Here is a 26986-nt window from a genome sequence, read left to right on the forward strand (position 1 = left end):
CCACCGCCACGACCAAAACTCAAAAAAGAGCATCGCCAGACACACTTGATAATCATTCCCATCAAGTGCAGGATGAGCGCCCGTTTCCTCGGCGGCCTCTTCCATGGCGGTTGCAGTCGGCATCCTCAACGCATTGCCAAGCGTGCAGCTCTGCGAATTGCTGGGCCGCATCGGCTATGGCTTCGTGGTGCTCGATCTGGAGCATGTGCTGCACGCGCCCGACACGCTGGAACATGCCATCCGCGCCTGCGAGTTGTCGGGCTGCGAGGCCTGGGTGCGCGTGCCGAAGGTGGACGAAAAACTGATTGGCCGCGTGCTGGATGCCGGCGCGCGCGGAATCGTGGTTCCGCGTACCGAGTCTGCGGCGCAGATCGGCGACGCCATCGCCGCGGCGCGCTTCCCGCCGCTGGGCCGGCGCGGCATCACCGGCGGCCGTGTCACCGGCTTTGGCAATGTCGATCTGCCCACCTACATCGCGCATGCCAATGCGAACACCCGTATCGTCCCGATGATCGAAAGCGCCGCCGGCGTGGCTGCCCTGCCGGAGATTCTTGCCATCCCAGGCGTGGCCCTGGTGATGGAAGGTGCGCTGGATCTTGCGCTGGATCTGGGTCTGGGCCCGCAGCCCACCCACCCGCAGGTGTGGGAATTGCTGCTGCAACTGCATGCGCAGTGTCTTGCTGCAAACGTCCCGTTCTGCCCCAACCCTCGCACTGACGCGCAGCGTGCGCACTGGCTGCAGCAGCCGGAGCTGCGCTGGCTGCTGGCCGGCGAAGACCGCGCGCTGATCCAACGCGCCCTGCGCGGCCATTTGGCCAGCCTTGCCGTCCCCCAATTACCTCCCGCCTGCAGGAGCACGCCGTAGATGTCGACGTTCCGTTTTCACGCCCTAGCCATCGCTATCGCGGCGAGCACGCTGACGCTGCCGCAGCTGGCGCGCGCAAGCGATACGCCGACGACCGATGCGCTTGATGCCAGCGGTGGCGGCACGCCGATTCGTGCGCTGGATGCGATCCAGGTGCAAGGCAGCCTGCTCGGTCGCTCCAAACCCGACGATGTGCAGCGTTACGCCGGCAGCCGCCAGGTGATCGACCGCGAGCAGTTGCGCAATGGCGGCAACCGTTCGCTGGACGATGCATTGCAGCGCGTGCCCGGCATCAAGATCTTCGACGAAACCGGCACCGGCGCACTGCCGCAGCTGATGCTGCGCGGTCTGTACGAAAGCCGCAGCGGTCGCGTGCAGGTGCTCGAAGACGGCATTCCACTGGCGTTGGCCCCGTATGGGCAGACCAGCCTGTCGCTGTTTCCGGTGGGGCTCAACCAGATCGACCGCATCGACATCGTGCGCGGCGGCGCAGCGGTGCAGTACGGGCCGAATAACGTGGGCGGAGTGATCAACCTGGTCAGCAAGGAGATCCCGAGCGCGTGGAGCACCACGCTGGCGCACAAGGTCACTGCCGGCGGCCAGGGCCGGTTCCTGCAGGACAGCGCGCTCAGCAGCGGCGGATATCTCACCGATAACTTCGGGATGCAGGTCGATGCCAATCGCACCTATGGCGAGTACTGGCGCGCGCATAGCGACACCGACATCAGCAATCTGCGCGTCCGTGCCGAATGGTGGCTGGACGACACCAAGCTGCTCAAGGCCAGCGTGCAGCGTTATCTGGTCGACATGGACCTGGCCGGTGCCCTCAGTCCGGACGATTACCGGCGCGACCCGCGCCAGTCCACCCGCCCGCTGGACAGCTTCAACGGCCGCACCACACGTGCGTCGCTGAGCTACGAACAGCTGCTGGGCGATTGGGGTCCGATGCAGGAGGTGCGCCTGGATTGGAGCAACTTCAGTGCACGCAGCAGTCGCAATTTCATTGTCGGCATGCGCCAGGCCTCCACCGAAACGTGGCGCTCGGACCTGCCGCCGCAACTGCGCCAGACCGCACCGCGCGATTTCCGCGTGGTCGGCAGCGAGCCACGGCTGAGCTGGAGCATGGGCGATGCCGGTGGCGTGCGTCAGCAGTGGACTGCCGGGGTGCGTGCAGTGCGCGAGGACATCGATTTTCTCGTGGGCAATCTGCGTCTGCGCGACGGGCTGTTCACCACCGTGCGCGATTGGCGGTTCGAAGACCGCGCGTTGGCCGCATACCTCAGCAACGCCATCACCCTGCCGGGCGAGCGCGTGACGATTACGCCGGGCCTGCGCTACGAACGCCTGGATTCGCGCTATTTCAATCGTGCCACCGGCGTCAGCACGCTCAACCAGACGCGCGATGTCCTGCCGGGGCTGACGTTGGGCTTCCAGGCAAACGAGCAATGGTTTTTCTACGCCGACGGGCAGCGTTCGATGCGTGCGCCGCAGGTCACCCAGATCATCTTCGGCAACAACCTGGATGCCGAACTGGCATGGAATTACGAGGCGGGCGCGCGCTATCAGCCCAACGAGCGGACACGTGTCCAGCTGGGCGGCTACCTCATCGATTTCGATCAGCAGATTCAGCTCGACAACACCACGCGCGTGTTCCGCAATCTCGGCAAGACCCGCCATCAAGGTGGCGAGCTGGAACTGCAATGGAGCCCGGAGCAACTGCGTGCGCTCACCCTCAACGCCAGTTATGCCTATCTGGATGCCAGCCAGGAATCGGGTGCATTCCGCGGCTTGCGCGTGCCTTACACCTCGCGCAACCAGATCACGCTGGGCGGCACTTACGCGCTTGGTCACACCACTGTCGCGCTTTCCGGCTATTACTTCAGCAAGGCCTTCAGCGACGCTGCCAACACCGTGCAGGAGAATGCCATCGCTTCGGTGGGTCAGTTGCCGGCCTACATGGTGTGGAACACGCAAGTGAGCCATACCTTGTTCGAACGCGATGGACAGAAGTTCAGCGCATCGTTGGCGATCAACAACCTGTTCGACCGGCAATACTGGTTCCGTGGCGTGGACACCAGCCCCTGGGGGCGTCAGGCCGCGCCTGCGCGCACCGTCACTGCCGGACTGGAGTACACGTTTTGAACCTGCATCACCTGGCAAGCGCTGCACACGACCGACGCACACAGGCGTAGGTTGCGCGCGAAGCGACGGCGGTCGTACTGACAGCCGCCAAGACAACACGGCGTGCATGAGGCACGCATCATTGCCGCAGCACGCGGCATGCGATCGACGTATCGCAGGCCACCCAACGCCGCCATGGCGCCAGGCAGCCCGTTCAGTACCGGTTTCCCCCACCGTCCTGTCGAACGAGAGCTGCCATGACTGCGACATCCGCTGCACCGTTGGTGATCCTCACCCATGTCTGCCATCCGGCCATCACCGAAGGTTTCCTGCCCGCCGCGCGCGCGCTGGGCCTGCCCGTATGGTTGCTGACCGACCACCGGCTCGATCACCTGGCCTATTTCCGCGAGCATCCCGCCCATGCACCGCAGCGGGTGATCGAATGCGATGTGTTCAATCCGCTCGGCGTCCTCGACGTACTGCACGATGCAGACATCACCCCGCGCGCGGTGTTCAGCAATAGCGACCATCTGCAGACCAGCACCGCGCTGGTGGCCGCAGCGCTTGGCCTGCCGGGCAAGGACTGGCAGGTGTGCTACGCCGCCAAGAACAAGGCTGCGATGCGCCAACGCTTGCGTGCGCGTGGACTGCCCTGCCCGTGGTTTTGCACGCTGGCGCCGGGCGCGGCGTTGCCGGCCCAGATTCCATGGCCTGTGGTGGCCAAGCCCCGCGAGGGCGTGGCGAGCCTGGATGTGCGCTGCTGCACCGATGCAGCGCAATTGCAGGCGTACCTGGACGATGGATGGCAGCGCCATCCGCAGCGCACCGTGCTGTTGGAAAGCATGCTGGAAGGTGCGCTGTTTACGCTGGAAACGCTGGGCGATGGCATGCACCTGCAAGCCATCGGCGGCTTCAAGGTGCGATTGTCGCCGCCGCCGCATTTCGTCGAATGCGAAGCGCAGTGGGATGCCAACGTGGACACGCCGGTGATCGCGCAGGCGCTGCAACAGCTGCGCGCGTTCGGTGTCGGCTTCGGGCTGTGCCATAGCGAATTCATCCTCACCGCCGATGGCCCGGTGCTGGTGGAGATCAATTACCGCAGCATCGGCGATCGGCGCGAATTCCTGCTCGACGAGATGTTTTCCAAGCAATGGTTCAACGCGGCGCTGGCACCGCATCTGGGCCTGCCGTTGCCACAGCTCCGCAGTGCCCATGCGCATGCCTTGCTGCGCTACTACGTGGCCGAACACGACGGCGAATTGGTCGCCGCCAGCGAAAACCGCCGCCAGCGCGATGCGCACAGCGACGTGCAGTACCGGCGGATGCGCGCACCGGGCGAGCGCATCCGCCTGAGCCATTCCAACAAGGATTACCTGGGCGTGCTGAGTGCGTTGGCACGCGATGCGCAGACACTGCAACACGCAGTGGTGCAGGCCGAAGCGGGCCTGCAGTGGCGCATCGACGGCGCGGAACTGCGCGCATGAGCAGCATGGACGACCAACGCTACATCGCCACCCGCATCATCGATGCCTGCCTGCGCGAAGACCTGCGTGGGATTGCGACCCGCGGCAGTGCGGCGGTGCCGGATGCGCAGGTGCTGGCGCAGTGGACCGACCCCAGCCCGGTGCATGGATGGTGGCGCATCGCTCATCTGCCCGGCGGCACAATGTGGGTGCCGATCCATCGTCAAGGCGTGCTGCAGGACATCGGTGCCTGCGGCGACAGCTGGATTGTGCGCAGCGACGACAGCGTGCATGTCGAACGTGGCGCGCACGCCTGGCTGCACCGCCTGAGCGCAGAACTCGACAGCGAAACGCAACAGCTGCATCGCGCCTACGCCGACGAAGCCGACTGCGCCGCCGCGCACCGCGGGCTGGCGCGGCAGGCCTACCACGCGCAGGCACCGGCGTTGCGCACTGCGCTGCATCACCGCGATGCCGCCGAGCGCGCCTACCGCTGCGACCAACTGGCCAGCTACCGCGACCATCCGTTCTATCCCACCGCGCGCGCCAAGGCCGGGCTGGATGCGGCCGAGCTGCGCCACTACGCGCCGGAATTCGCGCCGACCTTCGCGCTGCGTTGGCTGGCGGTTCCGCAGGCGTTGGCGCACTGCACCAGCGCCCCGCCGGCCGAGCTGTGGCCGGATTTCGCCAGCCTGGGCCTGCCGCCCGAGTTGGCCGCCACGCATCTGCCCTGGCCGGTGCATCCGCTGGTGTGGGAGCGCCTGGAGCAGGAGGGCTTCGCACTGCCCGAGAACGTGCTGCGAGCGCCCAACGCCTGGCTGGACGTGCGCCCGACGCTGTCGGTGCGCACGCTGGTGCCGCTGCGGCATCCACACCTGCATCTCAAACTGCCCATTCCGATGCGCACGCTGGGCGCCCTCAACCTGCGTTTGATCAAGCCGTCCACGCTGTATGACGGGCACTGGATGGAGCGCGCGTTGCGGCGCATCGATGCGCTGGATCCTGCACTGCAAGGCCGCTGCGTGTTCGTCGACGAGTCGCACGGCGGGCATGTCGGGCAGACGCGGCATCTGGCCTATCTGGTGCGGCGCTACCCAGCGCTGGACGATGCCACGCTCGTCCCGGTGGCTGCGCTATGCGCGCCCATGCCCGATGGCCGCCCGATGGCGATCCATCTTGCCGAGCGTTTTGCGCATGGCGACCTGCTGCATTGGTGGCGCGACTACACCGAACTGCTGCTTGCCGTACATCTGCGCCTGTGGCTGCGTTATGGCATTGCACTGGAAGCCAATCAGCAAAACAGCGTGCTGGTGTATGCCGATGGCCAAGCCACGCGCCTGTTGATGAAGGACAACGACGCTGCGCGGATTGCGCTGCCCCAGTTGCGCGCGGCGCTGCCGGAGCCGGATGCAATGGGCCCGCTGCAGGATGCGCGTATTGCGGTGGACGATCCGCAGGCGTTGACGCAGATGTTCTGCACGATCGTGCTCCAGCTGGATCTGCAGGCGGTGCTGGAAGGCCTGGCCGAATGGCAACCCGCATTGCGCGCACCGTTATACGCGCAGCTGCAGGACCAGTTCGCTGCGACGCTGGCGCAACTGGACGCCGATGGCATCGATACCGGCCCTGCGCGCCGGCTGTTGGCTGCGCCACGGCTGCCGGTGAAATACCTGCTCAGCGCCGGCAGCCTGCTCAGCAAGCACGTCACCGGCGCCACCGACATCAACAAGTTCTACGGCGACAGCGCGCCCAATCCATTCGGCGATGCGTTCGCCGATACGCGACAACCGCCGCGCAGGCAAGCGGGCGTGCCGCGATGAGGCGCATCCTGGGTCCGGTGCTGGCTGCGCATTATCTGGCGGCATTCACGGCGTTGGGCATGCCGCTGTTTCTGCCGCAGGTGTTGGCCGAACTCGCACCATCGGCCGCGGTGGGCTGGAGCGGCGTGCTGTATGTCTTGCCCACGCTCTGCACTGCACTGACGGCAAGCAGCTGGGGGCGTTGGGCGGACCGCCATGGACGCAAACGTTCGCTGCTGCGCGCACAACTGGGCCTGGTGCTGGGCTTTGCGATTGCCGGCTTCGCGCCGTCGCTGACCTGGCTGGTGATCGGCCTGATCGTACAAGGCACCTGTGGTGGTTCGCTGGCGGCGGCGAATGCGTATCTGGCCAGCCAGCCGCAGGCCGGCCCGTTGGCGCGTGCATTGGACTGGACACAATATTCGGCCCGCCTTGCCATGGTGAGCGCACCGGCACTGCTGGGCATGGCACTGGCGCTGGGTCCTGCGCAATCGCTGTATCGCGCACTGGCGTTGCTGCCATTGATGGCGTTTGCGTTGACGTGGCGACTGCCGGCCGATCACCCTGCTGCGCGAGAACACACTGCCGGCAAGGCTGCTACGTCTTCCAGGCACGCAGCTCCATCGCCTGCATCGCCGCGCACCCATGCCGCGCCGTTGTGGCCAGCCCTGCTGCTCGCACAGTTCTTGTTCTGCTTCGCGATGGTGGTGACATTCCCGTATTTCATCCCGTATGCGCTTGCGCGCGGCGCCGGCCACGATGCGCTTGCCGGTTTGCTCTACAGCCTGCCGCATCTGGTCTATCTGGTGGTGCTGCCCTGGTGGCGACGCGGTGATAGCGAGGCGTGGCTGGTGCCGGGCCTGGCGTTGTTTGCGGTGGCCTGCGTGTGGCAGGCGCTGTTGCACGATGCCGTCACATTGGCGGCAGCGCGGCTGTTGTTTGGCTTCGGCATGTTGTTCGGGCTGCGTGGGCTCAACCGCAGCCTGGCGCACATTGCCAGCGGGCATGGCGCCGGGCGCCTGTTCGGTCGCTTCGATGCCTGTGGCAAATGGGCCGGCGTGTTCGCCGGTGCCGCTGCCGGCGCACTGGCACAGGCGTCCGGCCCCGCTACCCCTTTCCTGGCTGCGGCACTGGCCGCGACCGTTGCTGCGCTCACCGTTCTGGTGCGCTTTCCTTCGAGGAGAACTGCCGATGTCGCCGCACACGATGCATGACCCCTGGTACGACAGCATGGCCGACGCGCAGGCCTGCAGCTGCTGGTTGAACTGCTATCTGCGCGAATTCGCGATTCCGCAGCGTGCGGTGCAGTTCGACTATCGCGGGCTGGATCGACCCGGCCCGCGTGTGGCCGAACAACGCTGGCTGCGCATCGATCTGGGCGAGGTCGGGACGCTGTGCGTGCGCATCGCCTATGCCGATCGCCTGGGCCGATGCCGGTTCGCCTCTGCGCCGTTTCTCAAGAGCGCCGGCAAGCCGTGGCATAGCCTGGATGCGCAAACGCTGGCACGCTGCCTGTTGCAGGCCCTGGGCGGCGCGCAGGACATCAACCCGGAGCTGCTGGCGCAAAGCGCCAATAGCGTGGCCGTTACCGCTGCGTTATTGCGCCAGGCCCAGGTCGCCGCCGCTACCGGCGAGGCGATGATCGACACCGAACAATCGATGCTGTGGGGGCATGCACTGCACCCGACGCCCAAGAGCCGCGAGGGTGTGGATCTGGATCAGGTGCTGGCCTGCGCACCGGAAGCGCGCGCGTCGTTCCAGCTGTTCTGGTTCCGCATCGACCCGCGCCTGCTGCGCATCCAGGGACGCGACGTGCGCGCGACATTAAAGCAGCTCAGCGGCAGCGACGATCTCTATCCCTGCCACCCCTGGGAAGCGCAGCGGCTGCTCGACGCCCCCTTGCTGCGCAGCTTGCAGGCACGCGGCCTGATTACGCCGGTCGGCCCATTAGGCGATGCACTGCGGCCCACCTCGTCGGTCCGCACGCTGTACCACCCGGAACTTGCGTATTTCCTCAAGTGCTCGGTGCATGTGCGGCTCACCAACTGCGTGCGCAAGAATGCATGGTACGAACTGGAGAGCGCGGTTGCGCTCACCGAGCTGTTGGCACCGAGCTGGCGTGCCCTGGCCACACAGGTGCCGGGCTTCGATGTGATGCTGGAGCCGGCGGCGACTTCGCTGGACGTAGCGTCGGTCGATCCCGCATTGCATGCCGCCGACCCGTTGGCGGCGCGCACCTTGTCGGAGAGCTTCGGCATTCTGTACCGGCAAAACATTCCCGCCGCGCAACGTGCACGCTGGCAACCGCAGGTGGCTGCGGCCTTGTTCACCTGCGATGCGCAGGGCAATAGCGTGTGCGCCGCGCGCCTGCGGGCGCTCGGCAGCGCGCAGATGGGCCACCGAACCGCAACGCTGCTGTGGTTCCGCGCCTACGCCGGCCTGCTGCTGGACGGAGTGTGGAGCGCGCTGTTCCAGCACGGCATCGCGCTGGAGCCGCATCTGCAAAACACCGTGATCGGCTTTGCCGACGGCTGGCCGACGCGGGTGTGGGTCCGCGACCTGGAAGGCACCAAGCTGCTCGCCCATCACTGGCCGGCGGCGCGCCTGCGCGGCGTCGGCGAACGCGCACGCCAATCGCTGTACTACACCCCAGAACAGGGCTGGAACCGGGTGGCGTATTGCGCGCTGGTCAACAATCTGGCCGAGGCCATCTTTCATCTGGGCGAAGGTGATGCCGCACTCGAAGCGCGGCTATGGCAATGCGTGGGCGAGATCGCGCTGCGCTGGCAACAACGCCATGGCGCGCAAGCGGCGCTGCAGGGTCTGGTCGACGGCGCGCCGCTGCCGGGCAAGAACAATCTGGGTACCCGTCTCTGGCAGCGTGCCGACCGCCAATCCGACTACACCGCGCTGCCCAACCCCATCCCCCGCATCACGGCGCAGCGGCAGGTGGCGGCGTGAGTCTGCACATCGACACCGCCGCACTGCTTGCTGCCTTGCCGCAGGTGCGCGACCGCTGCGAAGGCCCGATCTGCGCGTATGTCTACGATCTGGCGGCATTGGACACGCATGCGGCCTGGATGCGTGCGCAGCTGCCGGCGCAGTGCGAGCTGTTCTATGCAGCCAAAGCCAATGCAGAACCGCCGATTCTGCAAACGCTGGCAGCGCACGTGGATGGCTTCGAAGCCGCATCCGGCGGCGAACTCGCCTGGCTGCATGCGCAGCAACCGCAGGCACCGTTGTTGTTCGGTGGCCCGGGCAAACTCGATACCGAACTCGCCCAGGCAGCCGCCCTGCCCGACTGCACCGTGCATGTGGAAAGCCTGAGCGAACTCGAACGCCTGGCAGCAATTGCAGCGCACGCCGGCCGCTGCGTGCCCGTATTCCTGCGCATGAATATCGCCGTACCCGGCGCGCAGAGCACGCGCCTGATGATGGGCGGGCAACCCTCGCCGTTCGGCCTGGATCCAAGCGATCTGGATGCAGCAATCCGGCGAGTGCAGGCCAATCCATCGCTGCGCCTGGAAGGCTTCCATTTCCATCTGATGTCGCATCAACGCAGCGCCGCCGCGCAGCTGCATCTGGTGGCCGCCTACCTGCACACCGTGCAGCAATGGCGACAGACCTATGCGCTTGGTCCACTGCGGGTAAACGCCGGTGGCGGCTTCGGTGTGGACTACCTGGCACCGGACGCGTCGTTCGACTGGGCCCGCTTCTGTGCCGAGCTGCCTGCCGTGCTGCGCGAACACGGTACAGACCTGCGCTTGCGTCTGGAGCCGGGCCGTTACCTCAGCGCCAGCTGCGGTTGGTACCTGATGGAAGTGCTCGATCTCAAACGCAGCCACGGCGCCTGGTTTGCGGTTGCGCGCGGTGGTACCCATCACTTTCGTACGCCGGCCGCGCAGGCGCACGATCATCCATTCCGCGTATTGCGCGGCACCCGCACCCCCGTGATCAGCGACACGCCGGTCACCCTGGTCGGCCAGTTATGCACGCCCAAGGACGTGCTGGCACGCCAGCAACCGGTGGCCGCACTCGCACCCGGCGATTGCCTGGCATTCCCGCTGGCGGGCGCGTATGCGTGGAATATTTCGCACCAGCAGTTCCTGATGCACCCGCCGCCGCAGATGGTGTTTCTAACGGAGGGGCATTGACTTACCGATTGCGGACGAACAACCCTCAGGCGTGCGTCAGCAGGCTCACAGGCAGATATGCTGTTGCCGCAATTTCCTGAGGTGACTCGAAGTAGCTGTGCAGAAATTTCGTAGACGTTAGCCAAACGGATCGTTGCCCAGTGGCAATTCTCCTAGGGATGGTCTGAATGGCCCACTAGACCTCTCAAATTCCAGCTTCTTGCATGTCAATGACGAGCAACATGTCGGGTTTGGTGCGATTTCCGCAACTTTCTAGCGGTTTTAGCTGCCGCCAGGCAGCATTACCCGGACCGGCAGCAATTGCCGGCGCACCATCCATCAGTTGGCCTCTGGCTCGGCTCTTGCCTGCGCCCTCAGACCCCGGCCAAGGATGAGATCGCGGCATGAGTGAGTTCGACCCGCATCAGCGTATAGATCTGACCAGCCCTCGGACCGGTTCTATTTCCTCGGTGATCGCCTGATCACTCCCCGAGGGTCGCGAGCTGCTCCCGGAAGATTTGGCATGGCTGTCGCTCACCGCCTGCCAAGCGCAGGAATGGCGCCGGATGCTGGAAGCTGCACGCTCGGAACCGTTGCTCAACCGCACCGCGCTTGAACTCGGCACTGACCTTCCTAGGCTTTGACACGGACAACTCATCATGGCCTGAGTCGACCTTCTTGTCAGTGTCCGTGAAAACGGGGTAGAACTCCCACTGCAATCCTGGAAGGCTAAGCTATGGCCCGTAGCCGCTTGCATGGGGTCACGACAAGAATGCACGAAACCGTATGTCAATGACCAACGAATGGAGAACGATTTCAGATGAAGAATTGGCTGATCGGCTTAGTAGTCACCATGGCATGGACTAGCCCCTGCGCTGCTCAAATCGCCCCTGAGTTGCTCGGGGGCGCGGATCCGAACAAGCCGATGTTCAGCGAATCCTTCTACAAAGGGATTGAGGGCAATTGGGTGCTGGTACGCGAACCCGTCAACACCGGTTACCACTGCTCGGTTAATTTCATCACGCCAAATTCCACCTTGTCGTTTCGCGGTCCCGCCGACGCTGGGATGGCGAAACAGGGTCATGGCACTCTTTGGTTCATCAGCGAGGCAATCCCCCCGGTGACAAAGCCCGAGATTGCTCCGATCACGTTGTCATCCACCAACCACCCTACTCAGAATGTTCAGGCCGCCCATGTGAGCATGCCTGGCCAGAGCAGTGGGGCGTTGTTGCTGACCATCGACGTGCAGAAATCGGTACAGGAAAAGCCGGACAGTAATGAGCTCGCCATCCAGCTTCAGGGGAAAGAGGTGTTCCGGTCAAAAGTTGTCCAGTTGCAGCTGGCGTATCGCCAGCTTTCGGCTTGCATGAGCGCGGCTCGAAAATAGACCATCACTTCAGCCGTTTGGCACGTTCAAGATGTCGGTGCAGGCGCGACCCATCCCACTTGTGTCGCCACTTGACTCAACGAAGATATTCACATCGGCAACCCTCAGCATCCCGGCGCTGTCCGGGATCAGCGCATAGCGGACGTTGCAACTTTTATAACCGCCGCCATTGTAAGTCGCGCCGGTCACAAGATTCTGCCACATGACGCGATTGTCAAAGGCCTGCCCATAAGAGAGCGTCCGCGCGATCCCGGCCTGACGGACAGCGGGGTTGCCGTTTGCGGCGACGACCTCTTGCTCAGTCTTACCCAGCCACACCTGGATCAGGAGCGATTCACTGCGCGATAAACGCCTTTTTCCACGGTATTCAGCGGCGGTCTGAGTAAAGTCCATATCGGCCTTCATTGCTGCCAGATTGCCCTGTACCTTCCCCTGGGCTTCGGCTACTTGTTGCTGCGCTTGTGCCAATTTTGCCTTGAGCGCTGTCGATTCTGCTGGCGTCAGCTTGCGGCCGCCATTGATCGCGGGCTTCGGCACGTCAGACCACAGCGTTTCCCAGGTAAAATCGGCAAGCGAACTCATCGACAGTCCGGCGGGGACCAGTTCCAGTCCATTCAAGCCAATGGCTGCCAGTTTCGCTCGCAATGTATCGGACTTAATTACATGATCGACCACCGCAGCTTGTTTGGCATCGCCAATGCTGGCACTGTTGCAGGCTACATTCCATGCCTGTCGCATCGTGTAGCTGGTCGTGCTTTGCCAATCGGTGGGCTGGAGATCGATGATCGCCGGATCCTGTTTCATGGTCTTTGCGCCGCTGGCCACCCGGAATTCTACGGAATCCGGCGTGTCCAATATGCCGGTTGAATCAGCCTTGCGCTTGGGTGCGCCACGGCCGCGCCGAAGCGACTTGGGGCATTTGAACTGAAGTTGATATTCCAACCATAGGGGTTGGTCGACCGCTTCATAGACCATCGTCAAATCAATCTGAATGACACGGCTTGAGTCAGGATTTGCGAGATCAGCATTGATCGGTGTGTGGTCCATAATTGCGTCACTGGCGTAGACGTTGACACGCTTTCCGGCTGCACCTTGCATATCGATCAGAAACTTGCTGGCCCCGACTTGCGTTGCGATGACCATCATGCCCGCACCGATTACGAGTTTTGTGATTTGTCGTGTCATGAGCGCTTCCTTACCCGTTTTACAAACTCGCGTTCTACCGCGCACGTATGTTACTGATATCAAGACGTTCTCAAAATTTGAGTACGCAATTTTGAAGCTTCTGCCGGAACCTGGCGCTTCCAGGTCGATTGTGCTGCAGCGACGTCGGAAATGCTAAGCCTTGTTGCGGAATGCCCTCGTTAGGCTTATAGACCAAACAAGGGACTTCTCTGAGTGCCGGGAAGCCACGAGCGACGCTGGCGTTGCACCTGCGCCGGAGAACTCAACAGATGACGCACGCTGACGGATGCCGTTGGTCGCAGCGCCCACGGCCGCTACGCAGGCGCAGACGACTCGGGGGCTGGGGCATCAGTCGTGAGACGATTGCGTCAGCTGCAGCGCCTGCCTGTTCAAGCCGACCACAGCGCCAGCGTCACCAGCACGGCCGTTTCGGTCAGTTCCACCAATGCGCCGCAGGTATCGCCGGTCATGCCGCCAAGGCGCTGCAGGCAGGCGCGGCGCCAGAGTGCGAACACCAGTGCGGTGATACCAACGCACAACGCCGCGGTGGCCAGCCCGGCAACGATGCACACCGCGGTGCCGGCGCTCAGCGCCAGCCACAGGCCTGCACGCGGGGCGCCCGACAGCGCGCTGCCCAGCCCGCCGGCGCGCACATACGGCGTACTTAGGAACGCGGCAACCAGCGCGCTGCGCGCCAGTAGCGGCGCCAGCCATAGCGTAGTCGGCGCCTGCGCCAGCAGGCTGGCCAGTGCGGCGCATTTGAGCAGCAACACCAGCACCACTGCGGTGACTGCCATCGGGCCGCTGGCGGGGTCCTTCATGATCGCCAGCGTGCGCGCGCGCTCGCCCATGCCGCCGACCCACGCATCGGTCGTGTCGGCCAGGCCATCCAGATGCAACGCGCCGGTCAGCCATACCCAGGCGCTCAACAGCAGCGCTGCGCCCAGCAACGGCGCCACCTCGCGCAGGCACCAGGCCAACCCGCACACCACCCCACCGAGCAACACGCCCACCAGCGGGTACCAGCACAGCGAACGCGCCTGCGCGCCTGCGCGCGTGAACACCCGGGCGGGCACCGGGATGCGGGTCAGGAACCCGATCGCTGCCAGCAGCCCGTCGATCATTCGGTGTCGTGCGCCGGTGGCAATGCCGCGGATGAGACCGGCGATCTCAAGCCGCCAGCCGCGTCGGTCGGCGGCCAGGCCAGCGGATGCAGCGACGCATGCGGCACTGCCAGTTCGGTCATCCGGCAGAACCCACTCCCGGCGACCAGGCACTGCAACGCGCGGATGGCGCCGCCGTGGGTGACCACCAGCACGCGCTGTGCCGGGTAGCTGGCGACGATGGCATCGAGCGCGGCCGACAGGCGCGCGCAGAAGTCGGTAAACGGTTCGGCCTGCGGTGGCGGATGGCGCAGCGGGTCGGCCCAGAAGCGGCCCAGCGCTTGCCCTTCGTCGCGATCGATGTCGGCCACGGGCACGCCCTGCCAGCGGCCGAAGTGATATTCGCGCAGGCGCCGGTCCAGCTGCAGCGGAATGGCACGCGCGTGGGCAAGCTCGGTGGCGAACAACGCGCAGCGCTGCAACGTGGACGCCACGACTGCGTCCCACGTGCCATCGGCAGTGGCCGCACGCAATTGCTGCCAGCCCAGTTCGGTGAGCGGGTCGTCGAGCTGGCCGCGATAGCTGCGTTGCCCGGTGTCGCCATGCCGCAACAAGGTGATTTGCGCGCTCATGCGTCCGACACCCCGGCTTCGGCAAACGTCGCCATGCCGTTATGCAAGGCGCAGGCGCTGCGCAGCAGCGGAATCGCCACCGCCGCGCCGCTGGCTTCGCCCAGACGCAGGTCCAGTTGCAGCAAGGGCTCGGCATCCATTGCGCGCAGCAGCGCTGCATGCCCACGCTCCTGCGAGCGATGCCCGAACAACAACCACTCGCGCACGCCGGGATTCAGGCGAGTGGCCACCAGTGCCGCCGCCGTGGTGATGAAGCCATCCACCAGCACCGGGATGCCGGCCTGCGCGGCGGCGATATAGGCGCCGACCAAGGCAGCGATTTCGAATCCGCCCAGCCGGCGCAGACGCTCCAGCGGGCTCGATGCATCGGCATGCAAGGCCAGCGCACGCGTGATCACGGTGGCCTTGTGCGCGATGCCTTCGGCATCCAGGCCGGTGCCTGCGCCGGCCATCGCCTGCGGAAACTGCGACAGCAGGGCGCAGCCCAGCGCCGCGGCGGCGGTGGTGTTGCCGATGCCCATCTCGCCGCCGACAAATAGCTGGGTATCGCAACTCTTGGCCTGCGCGATGCTGTCGGCACCGGCGGCGAGCGCATCGCGCAATTGGGTGGCCGTCATCGCCGGCTGCTCGCAGATATTGGCGCTGCTAGGCGCAATCCAGGCACGCCGCACCCGCGGCAGGTCGCCGGGGTCGTTGACCACGCCCAGATTCACCACTTCCAGCCGCGCGCCCAGCTCGCGCGCCAGTACCGCAATGGCGGCGCCACCGCGTGCGAAATTGCGCACCATCTCGCCGGTCACTGCCTGCGGAAAAGCCGAGACTCCTTCGGCCGCTACGCCATGGTCGGCGGCATACACCGCGATCCAGACCCGCTGCACTCCGGGCCGGTCGGTGCGTTGCCAGGCGGCCAGCTGCACTGCCAGGTGTTCCAGCCGGCCCAATGCGCCGGGCGGCTTGGTCAGCTGTTCCTGCCGGGCAAGCGCGGCAGAGCGCATGCGCGCGTCCGGCACTGCGCAGGCACCAAAGATCCAATCGCTACTCACACGCGCTCTCCTTCAACACCATCGGCAATCCTGCCACCACCAACACCACACGCTCGCACTGTAGCGCCAATGCCTGATGCAGCCAGCCAGCCTCGTCCACAAACCGACGCGTGAGTTCGCCCAACGGCACGATGCCCTGCCCCACTTCGTTGCTGACCAGCAGGATCTGCCCCGGCAACTGCGGCAGCGTTGCCAGCAGCGCATCGCGCTCGCGCGCGAACACGCCTGCATCCGGGTGGCTGAGCAGATTGCTCAGCCACAGGGTCAGGCAATCCACCAGCACGCAGCGATCCGGCGCGGCATGCGCCTGCAACGTCGCCGCCAGCGCGATGGGCTCTTCCACGCACTGCCAATGCGCGGGGCGTTGGCTGCGGTGATGGGCTATGCGCCGATGCATTTCGCCATCGAAGGCTTGCGCTGTGGCCAGGTAAGTCACTGCGCGCCCGGACCCTGCCGCGATGCGCTCGGCCAGCGCGCTCTTGCCCGAACGGGCGCCGCCAAGAATCAGTTGCTGCATGCCGGTTCCCTGCTGATGAGGCGTGTCAGTGCCGCGGTATCCAGATGCGTGTGCACCGCATCGGCCAGACGCTCCAGGCTGGCTTCGCGCAGCGCGGCAAGATCCAGTGGCGCGGCCTGCGCCAGACCGGCCCACGCCAGCAATGCAGCCAGTGCCTGCGGGTGGTCGAACACCCCATGCACATAGGTGCCGAGCACCTGGCCGTCGTCGGAGATGGCGCCATCGGTACGCCCATCGTCCAGCTGCAGCAATGGCCGTGCCAGCGCGGCGCCGCTGCTGAGACCGCAGTGAATTTCATAGCCGCTGACACTGGCATCGCCCAGCAGCAGGCGCCCGTGCACGCGATGCAGTTGCTTGTGCGGCTGCAGCGTGGTTTGCAGCGACAGCCACCCAAGACCGGGGCTGCTGCCCGCTGCCCCCTCGATGCCATCCGGGTCGTGGAGATGGGTGCCCAGCATCTGCAGACCACCGCAGATGCCAAGCAGTTTTCCGCCGTAGCGCAGGTGACGGGCAATGGCGGTGTCCCACCCGTGCGTGCGCAGCCACTGCAGATCGTGCCGGGTGGATTTGCTGCCCGGCAGCAGGATCAGATCGCACGGCGGCGGCGTCTGCCCGGGACCGATCAAATGCACATCCACCTGCGGATGCGCCAGCAACGCGTCGATATCGGTGTGATTGCTGATGCGCGGCAGCACCGGCACCACCACGCGCAATTGCGACTGTGGTTTCTGCGGCGCGTTGCGTGGCACCGCATCTTCGGCATCCAGCTGCAGGCCGTGCAGATACGGAAGGACGCCGAGCACCGGCTTGCCCGTTTCGCGCTCCAGCCACGCCAGGCCGGGCTGCAGCAGCGCCAGATCTCCGCGAAACCGGTTGATCACAACACCGGCAACGCGTGCGCGCTCGCTGGCCGAGAGCAACGCCAGCGTGCCGACCAGATGAGCGAACACGCCGCCGCGGTCGATGTCGGCCACCAGGATCACGGCGCAGTCCACCGCTTCGGCATAGCCCATGTTGGCGATGTCGTTGTCGCGCAAATTGATCTCGGCCGGGCTGCCGGCACCTTCCACCAGCACCACATCGAAGCGCTCGACCAGGCGCACGTGCGAGGCCAACACGGCGTTGAATGCGGTCGCCTTGTAGGCGTGATAGCCCACCGCATCCAGGGTGGCGACCGGATGCCCGTGCACGATGACCTGCGCACCGGCATCGCTGTTGGGCTTGAGCAACACCGGGTTGAAATCGGTCTGCGGCTCCAGCCCGCATGCCTGTGCCTGCAATGCCTGCGCGCGGCCGATTTCGCCACCGTCCACCGTCACTGCCGAATTCAACGCCATGTTCTGCGGCTTGAATGGCGCCACCGCAATGCCCTGCCGATGCAGCCACCGGCACAGCGCGGCCACCAGCATGCTCTTGCCCGCATCGGAGGTGCAGCCCTGCACCATCAGGACGCGCGCGCTCATGCCAGCACCTGGCGCAGTGCCACGTCCAGGCGCGCCTCGCCCGCGGCGTCGGGTGGAAGACCCAAGCGCAGACTGTTCGGTGTGTCGAACAGCCGCGTCAAAATGCCGCGTTGCGCCAGCGCGACGTGCAAGGCAGCCGCGTCGTCGCGCCGGCACCACTGAAAGAACGCCGTGCCTGCGGTAGGTACGATCGCATGCGCATGCAACAGCTGCGCAAGCCGCTGCGAGGCCGCGTGCAGACGTGCACGTGCCTGAACCTGCCACGGCGTATCGGCCAATGCCTGCTGCACGGCCCATCGCGCCGGCCCGCTCAGCGTCCATGGTCCCAAGCGTTCGCGCACGGCATCCAGCAATGCGCGATCTGCGCAGACAAAGCCCGCACGTGCGCCTGCCATGCCGAAGAACTTGCCCACCGAGCGCAGCACCACCAGACCGGGCCGCTGGCTGAAAGCGCAGACGCTGTGTCGCGGGGTCGCATCCATGAAGGCCTCGTCGATCACCAGCCACCCGCCGCGTGCTGCAAGCCGCGCATGCAACTGCAGCAGCGTGTCGGGATCGAAGCACTCGGCGCATGGATTATTGGGATGAATCAGCACGGCCACATCCAGCGTCTCACCTGCGTGCAGCAATTGCGCCGCGCTCATCGGCACGACCTGATGCCCGGCACGCCGCCATGCCTGTGCATGCTCGGCGTAACCAGGCGTAAGTACGCCGACGCGGCCGGGCGCGCGCAGCAGTGGCAAGGCCTGAATCGCCGCCTGCGAGCCGGCCACCGGCAGTACCTGCGGCGCGCCGTAATAGGCAGCCGCGCACTCTGCCAGGCCATCGTCGTCTTCCGGCAAGCGCTGCCACGCATGTTCCGGAATGGCGGGCACCGGCCAGGCGAACGGGCTCACGCCGGTGGACAGGTCCAGCCAGTGCGCGAGCGGAATGTTGTAAGCCTGCGCAGCGCGGCGCAGGCGCCCGCCATGTTCAAGCATTGCGCACTCCCGGCGATGGAACGGCGCTACCTGCGCCGGCGTGAACGGTGCGCCGGTGCGTGTTGGTGCAACGCCAGGCCATCCGCGTGCCGATCATCGCATCGCCAGCGCGGTTGCCAGCGCGCCCAGCAGCAGCCAGAACGCGACCCCGGCGCGCACCAGCCGCAATGCGCGTTGCACGCTGTTTGCGCTTGCTGCCGCGCCCTCGCCCAGCGCGGGGCGCGGCTGCCAATGGCCGTGGTACGGCGCAGGCCCGCCCAATCGGACATGCAGCGCGCCTGCGCCCGCCGCCATCACGGGGCCGGCATTGGGGCTCTTCCAGCCGCGTCCCTGCCGCCACGCGCAGCGCATGCCCGCACGGGTGCGACCCAGCACGGCGTAAGTCGCTGCGGTGAGCCGCGCCGGCAGCCAGTTCAACGCATCGTCGATGCGCGCCGCGGCCCAGCCGAAGTTGACGTAGCGCGGCGTGCGATAGCCCCACATGGCATCCAGCGTATTGGACAGCCGGTATAACAGCGCGCCCGGTGCGCCCAGCGCGACGCCCCAGAACAGCGCGGCGAACACGGCGTCGCTGCCGTTTTCCAAGACCGACTCGGTCGCTGCGGCAGCGACTTGGGTAGCGTCCAGCGCAGCCGTATCGCGGCTGACGATACGACCCACTGCAGCGCGGGCGGCAGGCAGATCAGTGACCTGCAGCGCATCGATCACCGCTTGCGCGTGTTCGCCCAGGCTACGCAGGCCCAGCGCCAGATACAGCGTGATCGCGGCGAACGCGGCCGCCGCCCAGGGCGACACGCACCACAGCCCCCATTGCACCACTGCAGCGACACAGGTCAACGGCAACACGCTCACGCACCACGCCAGGACGCCCGCGCTGCGACGGTTGCGGTGCAGGCGCGCTTCGATACGTTGCGCCCAGGTGCCGAACAGCACCAGCGGATGTCCGCGCCGCGGCTCGCCGAGCAGCAAGTCCAGCAGCACGGCAACGGTGGCAGTCACCAGCAGCATGGCGTGCAGTCCCGGCGCACGCCCACGGCTACAGCTCGATGCCGAGTTGCGCCTTGATGCCGGCATTGAAGGCGTGCTTGACCAGGCGCATCTCGGTCACGGTGTCGGCGAGCTCGATCAACCCGGCCGGCGCGCCGCGCCCGGTGATCACCACATGCTGGCCGGGCGGCCGCGCGGCCACGGCAGCAAGCACCTCATCCAGCGCGATGTAGTCCTTCACCAGGGCGATGTTGAGTTCGTCCAGCAGCACGAAGTCGTAGCGCGCATCGGCCAGCATGCCGCGCGCGCGCTGCCAGGCCGCCTGCGCGGCGGCGATGTCGCGTGCGCGGTCCTGGGTTTCCCAGGTGAAGCCTTCGCCCATGACGTGATAATCGAGCAGATCCGGAAAGCGACGGAAAAACGCTTCTTCGCCGGTCGAAAACGTGCCCTTGATGAATTGCACCACGCCGCAATGCAGGCCATGCCCAAGCGAGCGCGCCAGCATGCCGAAGCCGGACGAGCTCTTGCCCTTGCCATTGCCGGTATTGACCAGCAGCACACCGCGGTCGATCACTGCACGTGCAATGCGCCGGTCGACCAATTCCTTCTTGCGCTGCGCGCGTTCGCGGTAATGCGCCTCATCGTGCTCGGGGGCGGTCATGCGCGTGCTCCCATGGGTGGACGTGCACCAGCGGCGCGGTGTGCAGCCAACAGGGCGAAAGCCAGGCCGATATAGCCGGCCAGTGTTGCAAGGGCGTGTGGATAGTCCGCCGGCATGCGCGCAATGAACCCGCTGAGCGTGGCATGCGGGTAGCGACCAGACAGGAAATAGAAACCGGCCTTGGAGAGCACATAGGCGGCGCTGCCGCTGATCAGCAAGGCCAACAGCGGCCCGGTGACGCAACGCCAGGCCTGGCGCTGCAGTTGCGATGCAAACAGTAGCCCGCCCCACCACAACGCGGCGTACGCCAATGCCAACGCCCAGTACGCCGGCGACAGGCACCAGTCGCTGCTGCTGCCCGAGGCCAGGCCGATCAGATCCAGCAGCGATACGATCCCGAACAGCAGCGGCAACATCCATAGCGGGCGTAGCAACGCACCGGCCAGAAAAAATACCGCCCATGAGGCCGTGGGCAAGGCATCCACATTTGCAAAATGTTCGCCGCGCGCACAAACCATCAAGCCGGCAAGTGCGATGCCGCACGCTCTGGCCGCTGTGCCGTGCAACGGCAACGGCAACGGTGTCGCTGCAGTGCGCCGCGCCACCATCACGACACGTCCGATGGCGTGGACAACGGCGCTGCGGCGCGCAGATGACGCCAGTGCAGCACGCACCATGCGGCTGCCAGCACCACCGCCAGATACAGCGCTGTCGTGCGCACGAACAACGGCCCCCACTGCCAGGCGCGCTGCAGGTACTGCGCCCAGTGCGGGTCGGCATAGCGCCCGCCCCACCAATAGAACGCGCCATTGGAGATCAAGAACGACAGCACGGCGGCCAAGGTGCCCAGACCCCAGGCGATGCTCAGCGACGCAGCGCCTGGCCGCCCACGTGCGAGAGATGCGCGCCCGGCGTACCAGAGCACGCCATAGGCCACCGGCAAGGCCGCGTAGGCCGCCGTGATGCAGAAGTCGCTGACGCCGGCCAGGCGCACTGCAGCCCAATCGATCGCCACCGACAACCCCAGCAAGGCAACGAAGTCGCCGTGCCGCCGCAATGCCAGGCCACCGAGAAAGAACACCGCCATGGAGGCATCCGGCAGGTGCAGCCAGTCACTGACATGATGGAAGCGGGTCGCGGTCATCAGCAGCATCGAAGCGATGAACACCAGGCGTTCGCACGAGCGGGATAAAGGCGGCATCGATAGTTTCCTTCAGATTTTCGATCGCCACCCGGATGGCGCAACAGACATCTGGCAAATGATCGCCCCCTGCAAACCGTAGCGATCCTTGCACCCAGCGGCAAGCGCCGACCGCGCAGCCGGTGTCGGCGGCGCGCTTGGACGGGCTAACACAATGTCGCGCGCACTCGCCAGGCGCATGCAGACAGCAGGAGCAGACGCAGTATCCGCCTGGTCCATGCGGATCCGGGCACCGCCCGCAACCATGCGGTGGCTGCGCGGTCGTGTCGTCGGCTGCTCTCAGTGCGCCGGTTGGTAGCGGAAGGTCAGCAGATAATTGCGGCCTGGCTGGGCATACCAGCGTGCGGTTTCGTAGTGGCGGTCGAACACATTGTTGGCGGCAAATTGCACCTTCCAGTCCGCATTCACTGCATAACTCACGCGCAGATCCAGCAAGCCGTAGCCGGCCAACCGATCGGTATTGGCCAGATCGTCGTAGCGAGCACCCGAACCGAACAGGCTTGCGCCAATGCCGAATGCACCGATGCTGCGGTCGGCATCGATACGCCCGCTCTGGCGCGCACGCCGCGGCAACCAATTGCCATGATTGACTTCACCATCGGCCTGCGGCGCAAGCCAGGTCACTGCGCTGCGCACGGTCCAGCCGGCCAGCACGGTGTCGTAGCCGGCTTCCACGCCGCGGATGCGCGCCCGGTCGATATTGTTCGGCTGCCCGAACGGGTGCGTGGCATCCACCAACGACGCGTCGTAGGCGATGAGATCGTCGATACGGGTCTGGAACGCGCTGAGCGTCCAGGTGCCCCAATCGTAGCGACCGCGCAGACCGAGTTCGGCACTCTTGGAGGTTTCCGGCCCGAGCAGCGGGTTGCCGTAATCGGGGTAGTACAACTCGTTGAAGGTGGGCGCCTTGAACGCAGTGCCGTAGCTGGCCGTCAGGCGCAGATGCTCGGCAAAATCCCAACCCCACAGCAGGCTGCCGGTAGTCTTGCCGCCGAACTGGCTGTTGTCGTTGCGGCGCAGGCTGGCTTGCAGCGATTGACTGCCAAAAGTCTGCTGCCACTGCACAAATGCGGCGCGGTCGATGCGGCTGTCGGCATCGTAATTGTCGCTGCTGGCGATGGCGTCCCGCTGCCAATCGAAGCCGACCGTGAGCAGACCGGGGCCGGTGTCGAGATCGGCCTGCAACGCACCCTGCTTGCGGCGGGTGTCGTAGGTCGACAGGTAGGCGCCTTGGTAATACGCATCGCTCAGATCGGCGCTGCTGCCCACGCTGGCAGTGAGCGTGAGCGCCTCGTTCGGCGCGTACCGCACGCGGCCGCCGATGGCCTGCTGCACGCCCTTGCCCAGATTGCCGCCGAATGCCGAACCGTCGTATTCGTTACGGCTCTGCGCGCGCACTGCATGCACATCGGCATCCCACTGGCGATTGAAACGCCAGCCGCCCTGCGCGCTCAACGAATCGTTGCGATAGCCGTCGCGGTCCGGGTCATAGGCGCTGGAGCTGGTATCCAGATACGCGTTGATACCGTCGGTTTCGTCGTGCACGGCGTTCACCGAATACCAACCACCGGCATCGCCCAGATCGCCTGGGCTGCGCCCGGCGATGCCCGCGCCGTAGCGGCGCGCGTTGTCGCTACCGGCCGCCACGCTCAAGGTCGGCACGACACTGCCTTGCGGGCGTCGGGTAAAGATCTGGATCACACCGCCCAGCGCTTCGGAGCCATACAGGCTGGAAAACGGGCCACGCACGATTTCGATGCGTTCGATCTGCTCGATCGGCACATCCTGCAGCGCCGCACCGCCGGCGGTCGCCGAGCCGATGCGCACGCCATCGATCAGCACCACCACCTGGTCGGCCTCGGTGCCGCGCAGGAACAGCGAGGTCGCCTTGCCGGGTCCGCCATTGTTGGCCAGCGACACGCCCGCTTCGCCGCGCAACAGGTCCTGCAGCGAATTGACCTGACGACGCTCGATCTGTGCGCGGTCGATCACCGTGACCGGTGCCAGGGCCTGGTCCTGGGTCTGTGCGGTGCGCGAGGCGGTGACCACGACTTGGTCCAGATCGATGGCGGCCTCGGCCTGGGCCGCAGTGGCAGCGCACAGCGACAGCCCCACGACGAGCACGGCACGACGCGGCGAAACGGAAGAAAGGGACATCAACTGCTGCTCCTGGAACCGCGCCAACCCGCGCGTGGGCAATCGGGCGGCAAGCAGCAACGGGCCAGGCGTCCGGCGCGCAGCGTCAGACGAGCAAGGCCACGCCCACCGCGTGCCGGGTCAATCCCTCAGGCCGGTCTCCGGGCTCGCGAGTGGAAGCTGGTGCTTCCGATGCCGCGCCTTCCCATGCGGCTGCACAGTGGCATGTTGCGGCACCTGGCCTCGCCCACCGTTGCGGGGGCAGCTCCGGAATTGCGCCTGGCCCAAGGCGACGCGCGCACCGGATTCCCGTTTAAACCACCGGCCAACCGGCAGTCACCTCAGGGGCGCGCATGGTAGCAGGATTGGCGCACCGCGCCGCCGAGATCGGCGGCGACCGGCCAGACGCACGTTCCAGCTCGACGTAGGAGCGCACCTGGGCGCGATGGGCGTTCCCCGGTAAAGCCATCGCGCCCAGGTGCGCTCCTACGCCGTGCGGGCCGCGCGCTCAGTCCTTGGTAAACACCAGCCGCCCGCCGTCGGCGCGCACGCGCACGCTCTCGCCGCTGAGATACTGGCCGGACAGGATCTGCTGCGCCAGCGGGTTCTCCACCTGCGACTGGATCGCGCGTTTGAGCGGGCGCGCGCCGTACACCGGATCGAAGCCGACATTACCCAGCACCTCCAGCGCCGCATCGTCCAGGTCCAGCTTGAGTCCGCGCTCGGCCAGGCGTTTTTCCAGGCCTTGCAACTGGATGCGCGCAATCGACTTGATCTGCGCCTTGTCCAGCGGATGGAATACCACGATGTCGTCCAGCCGGTTGATGAACTCCGGGCGGAAGTGCGCCTGCACCACGCCCATCACCGCGGCCTTCATCTGCGTGTACGCCTCGGCACTATCGTCGCCGGACAGCTCCTGGATCTGGTGCGAGCCCAGGTTGGAGGTCATCACGATGACGGTATTGCGGAAGTCCACGGTGCGGCCCTGGCCATCGGTCAGGCGGCCATCGTCGAGTACCTGCAGCAGGATGTTGAACACATCCGGATGCGCCTTTTCCACTTCGTCCAGCAGGATCAGCGAATACGGACGACGACGCACGGCCTCGGTGAGGTAACCGCCCTCTTCGTAGCCCACATAGCCCGGAGGCGCACCGATCAGGCGTGCGACCGAATGCTTCTCCATGAACTCGCTCATGTCGATGCGGATCATCGCCTCGGTGCTGTCGAACAGGAAATCCGCCAGCGCCTTGCACAGTTCGGTCTTGCCCACGCCGGTGGGACCTAAGAACAGGAACGAGCCACTGGGGCGGTTCGGGTCGGACAGGCCGGCACGCGAGCGGCGCACCGCATCGGACACCACCTTGATCGCCTCGTTCTGACCGACCACGCGATGATGCAATTCGTCTTCCATGCGCAACAACTTGTCGCGCTCGCCTTCGAGCATCTTGTTGACCGGAATGCCGGTCCAGCGCGACACCACTTCGGCAATTTCCTCGGCGGTCACGCGGTCCTGCACCAGCTTGAAATCGTGGTGTTCCACCTCGTTGGCCAGCAGCATCTGCTTTTCCAGTTGCGGCAGCACGCCGTACTGGATCTCGCTCATCTTGGCGTAGTCCTGGCGGCGCTGTGCGGCCTCCAGTTCCAGCTTTGCGTGCTCGATCTGCTCCTTGATCTTGGTGGTGCCCTGCAGCGCGGCCTTTTCCGACTTCCACACTTCATTGAGGTCGGAAAACTCGCGTTCGAGCTTGTCGATATCGCTTTCCAGATCGGCCAGGCGTTGCCGCGAGGCCTCGTCCTTTTCCTTCTTGAGCATCTCGCGCTGGATCTTGAGCTGGATCAGGCGGCGCTCCAGGCGGTCGAGTTCTTCGGGCTTGGAGTCGATCTCCATGCGGATACGCGAGGCCGCTTCGTCCATCAGGTCGATGGCCTTGTCCGGCAGCTGGCGGTCGGTGATGTAGCGGTTGGACAGCGTGGCCGCGGCCACGATGGCCGGGTCGGTGATCTCCACGCCGTGATGCACCGCGTAGCGCTCCTTCAGGCCGCGCAGGATCGCGATGGTGTCTTCCACCGTCGGCTCGCCCACGAACACTTTCTGGAAACGGCGCTCCAGTGCGGCGTCCTTTTCGATGTACTTGCGGTATTCGTCCAGCGTGGTGGCGCCGATGCAATGCAGCTCGCCGCGTGCCAGCGCCGGCTTGAGCATGTTGCCGGCATCCATCGCGCCATCGGCCTTGCCGGCACCGACCATGGTGTGCAGCTCGTCGATGAACAGGATGATCTGGCCCTCGTTCTTCGACAGGTCGCCGAGCACCGCCTTCAGGCGCTCTTCGAATTCGCCGCGGAATTTGGCGCCGGCGATCAACGCGCCCATGTCCAGCGAGAGTACGCGCTTGCCGCGCAGGCCTTCGGGCACTTCGCCGTTGATGATGCGCTGGGCCAGGCCTTCGACAATGGCGGTCTTGCCCACGCCGGGTTCGCCGATCAGCACCGGGTTGTTCTTGGTGCGCCGTTGCAGCACCTGGATGGTGCGGCGGATTTCCTCGTCGCGGCCGATCACTGGATCGAGCTTGCCGCTCTCGGCGCGTGCGGTCAGGTCGATGGTGTATTTCTCCAGCGCCTGGCGCTGTTCTTCGGCGTTTTCAGACTGCACGGTTTCCCCGCCACGCAGCTTGTCGATGGCCGCTTCGATCTTCTTCTTGTCGCCACCGGCCGCGCGCAACGCCACGCCCAGCGGGCTGGCATCGTCGGCAGCGGCCAGCACGAACCATTCGCTGGCGATGAACGCGTCGCCATGTTGCTGGGCGAGCTTGTCGGTCTGGTTGAGCAGGCGATTGAGATCGTTGCCGATCGACAGATTGCCTTCCTGCCCGGACACCTTGGGCAGCGTGTCCAGCGCCTCGCCCAGGCGCTCGCGCAGCAGCGGTACGTTGACGCCGGCCTGCGACAGCAGCGGGCGCGTGCTGCCGCCGCTCTGGTCGAGCAGCGCGGCCAGCACGTGCACCGGCTCGATGATGTTGTGGTCGCGGCCCACAGCCAGCGACTGCGCGTCGGCCAGCGCCTGCTGGAACCGCGAGGTGAGCTTGTCCATCCGCATGGGAGATCCTCTGAACAGGTGGCCGGCACCGCCGGCGATACCGTGCAGATGCGGTTGGCGAGCGAGGTTTCAAGGTTTGCCGGTGCTGGAGATGCAAGCGGCCAGGCCGGCGCTGTCCAGGCGGGCTTGGCGAAGCGGTACGTGCAGATGGCTACGCAGGGGTGACGCACCCGCCAGCGACGCCGCGTGTCGCCCTGGGCGGTGGGTGAAACGGTG

General features: G+C 65.7%; 21 protein-coding genes, 1 pseudogene and 1 riboswitch. Of the genes and pseudogenes, 8 read left to right on the forward strand and 14 right to left on the reverse strand.

Annotated features, from left to right (window positions below):
• Window positions 1-103: 103 nt before the first annotated feature.
• The 7 genes from ACDH77_RS15145 to ACDH77_RS15175 all read left to right on the forward strand — a co-directional run bounded on the left by ACDH77_RS15145 (window position 104) and on the right by ACDH77_RS15175 (window position 10402).
• Window positions 104-865 (forward strand): HpcH/HpaI aldolase/citrate lyase family protein, encoded by a 762-nt coding sequence (locus ACDH77_RS15145; RefSeq protein WP_372353532.1) that lies wholly within the window; start codon window positions 104-106, stop codon window positions 863-865.
• Window positions 866-3007: a TonB-dependent siderophore receptor gene (locus ACDH77_RS15150; RefSeq protein WP_071117924.1), complete on the forward strand. Its 2142-nt coding sequence runs from the start codon at window positions 866-868 to the stop codon at window positions 3005-3007.
• A gap of 236 nt (window positions 3008-3243) precedes the next feature.
• Complete coding sequence (locus ACDH77_RS15155) at window positions 3244-4470, forward strand: acetyl-CoA carboxylase biotin carboxylase subunit family protein (RefSeq protein WP_372353533.1); 1227 nt, start codon at window positions 3244-3246, stop codon at window positions 4468-4470.
• Window positions 4467-6269 carry an IucA/IucC family protein gene (locus tag ACDH77_RS15160; protein WP_031423807.1) on the forward strand — a complete coding sequence of 601 codons (1803 nt, stop codon included), beginning with the start codon at window positions 4467-4469 and terminating at the stop codon, window positions 6267-6269. The genes ACDH77_RS15155 and ACDH77_RS15160 overlap by 4 nt, the downstream gene beginning before the upstream one ends.
• Window positions 6266-7462, forward strand: a complete 1197-nt coding sequence (locus ACDH77_RS15165) for an MFS transporter (protein WP_031423809.1) — start codon at window positions 6266-6268, stop codon at window positions 7460-7462. The genes ACDH77_RS15160 and ACDH77_RS15165 overlap by 4 nt, the downstream gene beginning before the upstream one ends.
• On the forward strand, window positions 7440-9209 hold the full coding sequence (locus ACDH77_RS15170) for an IucA/IucC family protein (protein ID WP_014090826.1): 1770 nt from the start codon (window positions 7440-7442) through the stop codon (window positions 9207-9209). Before ACDH77_RS15165 ends, ACDH77_RS15170 begins: the two co-directional genes overlap by 23 nt.
• Complete coding sequence (locus tag ACDH77_RS15175) at window positions 9206-10402, forward strand: type III PLP-dependent enzyme (protein ID WP_218488484.1); 1197 nt, start codon at window positions 9206-9208, stop codon at window positions 10400-10402. The genes ACDH77_RS15170 and ACDH77_RS15175 overlap by 4 nt, the downstream gene beginning before the upstream one ends.
• A 206-nt stretch (window positions 10403-10608) precedes the next feature.
• Here the strand turns inward: ACDH77_RS15175 and ACDH77_RS15180 are convergent.
• A pseudogene (locus tag ACDH77_RS15180) lies at window positions 10609-10720 on the reverse strand (IS5/IS1182 family transposase); the annotation flags it as partial.
• A 481-nt stretch (window positions 10721-11201) separates the two neighbouring features.
• Here ACDH77_RS15180 and ACDH77_RS15185 point away from each other — a divergent pair.
• Window positions 11202-11768: a hypothetical protein gene (locus ACDH77_RS15185; RefSeq protein WP_031423813.1), complete on the forward strand. Its 567-nt coding sequence runs from the start codon at window positions 11202-11204 to the stop codon at window positions 11766-11768.
• A 9-nt stretch (window positions 11769-11777) separates the two neighbouring features.
• Here ACDH77_RS15185 and ACDH77_RS15190 read toward each other — a convergent pair whose 3' ends face one another.
• The 13 genes from ACDH77_RS15190 to clpB form a co-directional block, all read right to left on the reverse strand.
• Window positions 11778-12914 carry a hypothetical protein gene (locus tag ACDH77_RS15190; RefSeq protein ID WP_008571061.1) on the reverse strand — a complete coding sequence of 379 codons (1137 nt, stop codon included), beginning with the start codon at window positions 12912-12914 and terminating at the stop codon, window positions 11778-11780.
• Between the two features lie 428 nt (window positions 12915-13342).
• The gene (locus ACDH77_RS15195; protein ID WP_008571060.1) at window positions 13343-14077 is read right to left on the reverse strand and encodes an adenosylcobinamide-GDP ribazoletransferase; all 735 of its coding nucleotides are present in this window, start codon (window positions 14075-14077) and stop codon (window positions 13343-13345) included.
• Window positions 14074-14688: a histidine phosphatase family protein gene (locus ACDH77_RS15200; protein ID WP_031423816.1), complete on the reverse strand. Its 615-nt coding sequence runs from the start codon at window positions 14686-14688 to the stop codon at window positions 14074-14076. Before ACDH77_RS15200 ends, ACDH77_RS15195 begins: the two co-directional genes overlap by 4 nt.
• Window positions 14685-15731 carry a nicotinate-nucleotide--dimethylbenzimidazole phosphoribosyltransferase gene (cobT, locus tag ACDH77_RS15205; protein WP_014090830.1) on the reverse strand — a complete coding sequence of 349 codons (1047 nt, stop codon included), beginning with the start codon at window positions 15729-15731 and terminating at the stop codon, window positions 14685-14687. Before cobT ends, ACDH77_RS15200 begins: the two co-directional genes overlap by 4 nt.
• The gene (cobU, locus tag ACDH77_RS15210; RefSeq protein ID WP_031423818.1) at window positions 15724-16248 is read right to left on the reverse strand and encodes a bifunctional adenosylcobinamide kinase/adenosylcobinamide-phosphate guanylyltransferase; all 525 of its coding nucleotides are present in this window, start codon (window positions 16246-16248) and stop codon (window positions 15724-15726) included. The genes cobT and cobU overlap by 8 nt, the downstream gene beginning before the upstream one ends.
• Window positions 16236-17711, reverse strand: a complete 1476-nt coding sequence (locus tag ACDH77_RS15215; RefSeq protein ID WP_031423819.1) for a cobyric acid synthase — start codon at window positions 17709-17711, stop codon at window positions 16236-16238. The genes cobU and ACDH77_RS15215 overlap by 13 nt, the downstream gene beginning before the upstream one ends.
• Window positions 17708-18691 (reverse strand): threonine-phosphate decarboxylase CobD, encoded by a 984-nt coding sequence (gene cobD, locus ACDH77_RS15220; protein WP_031423821.1) that lies wholly within the window; start codon window positions 18689-18691, stop codon window positions 17708-17710. The genes ACDH77_RS15215 and cobD overlap by 4 nt, the downstream gene beginning before the upstream one ends.
• 93 nt (window positions 18692-18784) lie before the next feature.
• Window positions 18785-19699: an adenosylcobinamide-phosphate synthase CbiB gene (gene cbiB / locus ACDH77_RS15225; RefSeq protein WP_031423823.1), complete on the reverse strand. Its 915-nt coding sequence runs from the start codon at window positions 19697-19699 to the stop codon at window positions 18785-18787.
• A 28-nt stretch (window positions 19700-19727) separates the two neighbouring features.
• Window positions 19728-20339, reverse strand: coding sequence for a cob(I)yrinic acid a,c-diamide adenosyltransferase (cobO, locus tag ACDH77_RS15230; protein ID WP_031423824.1), 612 nt, complete (start codon window positions 20337-20339; stop codon window positions 19728-19730).
• Window positions 20336-20947 carry a hypothetical protein gene (locus ACDH77_RS15235; protein WP_031423827.1) on the reverse strand — a complete coding sequence of 204 codons (612 nt, stop codon included), beginning with the start codon at window positions 20945-20947 and terminating at the stop codon, window positions 20336-20338. The genes cobO and ACDH77_RS15235 overlap by 4 nt, the downstream gene beginning before the upstream one ends.
• Window positions 20947-21540, reverse strand: coding sequence for a hypothetical protein (locus tag ACDH77_RS15240; protein WP_031423829.1), 594 nt, complete (start codon window positions 21538-21540; stop codon window positions 20947-20949). The genes ACDH77_RS15235 and ACDH77_RS15240 overlap by 1 nt, the downstream gene beginning before the upstream one ends.
• A gap of 279 nt (window positions 21541-21819) precedes the next feature.
• Complete coding sequence (btuB, locus tag ACDH77_RS15245) at window positions 21820-23697, reverse strand: TonB-dependent vitamin B12 receptor (RefSeq protein WP_051876511.1); 1878 nt, start codon at window positions 23695-23697, stop codon at window positions 21820-21822.
• A 113-nt stretch (window positions 23698-23810) separates the two neighbouring features.
• Window positions 23811-24035: riboswitch (cobalamin riboswitch) on the reverse strand.
• 149 nt (window positions 24036-24184) lie between these two features.
• Window positions 24185-26770, reverse strand: coding sequence for an ATP-dependent chaperone ClpB (gene clpB / locus ACDH77_RS15250; protein ID WP_218488483.1), 2586 nt, complete (start codon window positions 26768-26770; stop codon window positions 24185-24187).
• Window positions 26771-26986 lie beyond the last annotated feature (216 nt).

Origin of the sequence: Xanthomonas axonopodis pv. maculifoliigardeniae (assembly GCF_041519315.1) — a bacterium.
GTDB lineage: Bacteria > Pseudomonadota > Gammaproteobacteria > Xanthomonadales > Xanthomonadaceae > Xanthomonas > Xanthomonas euvesicatoria.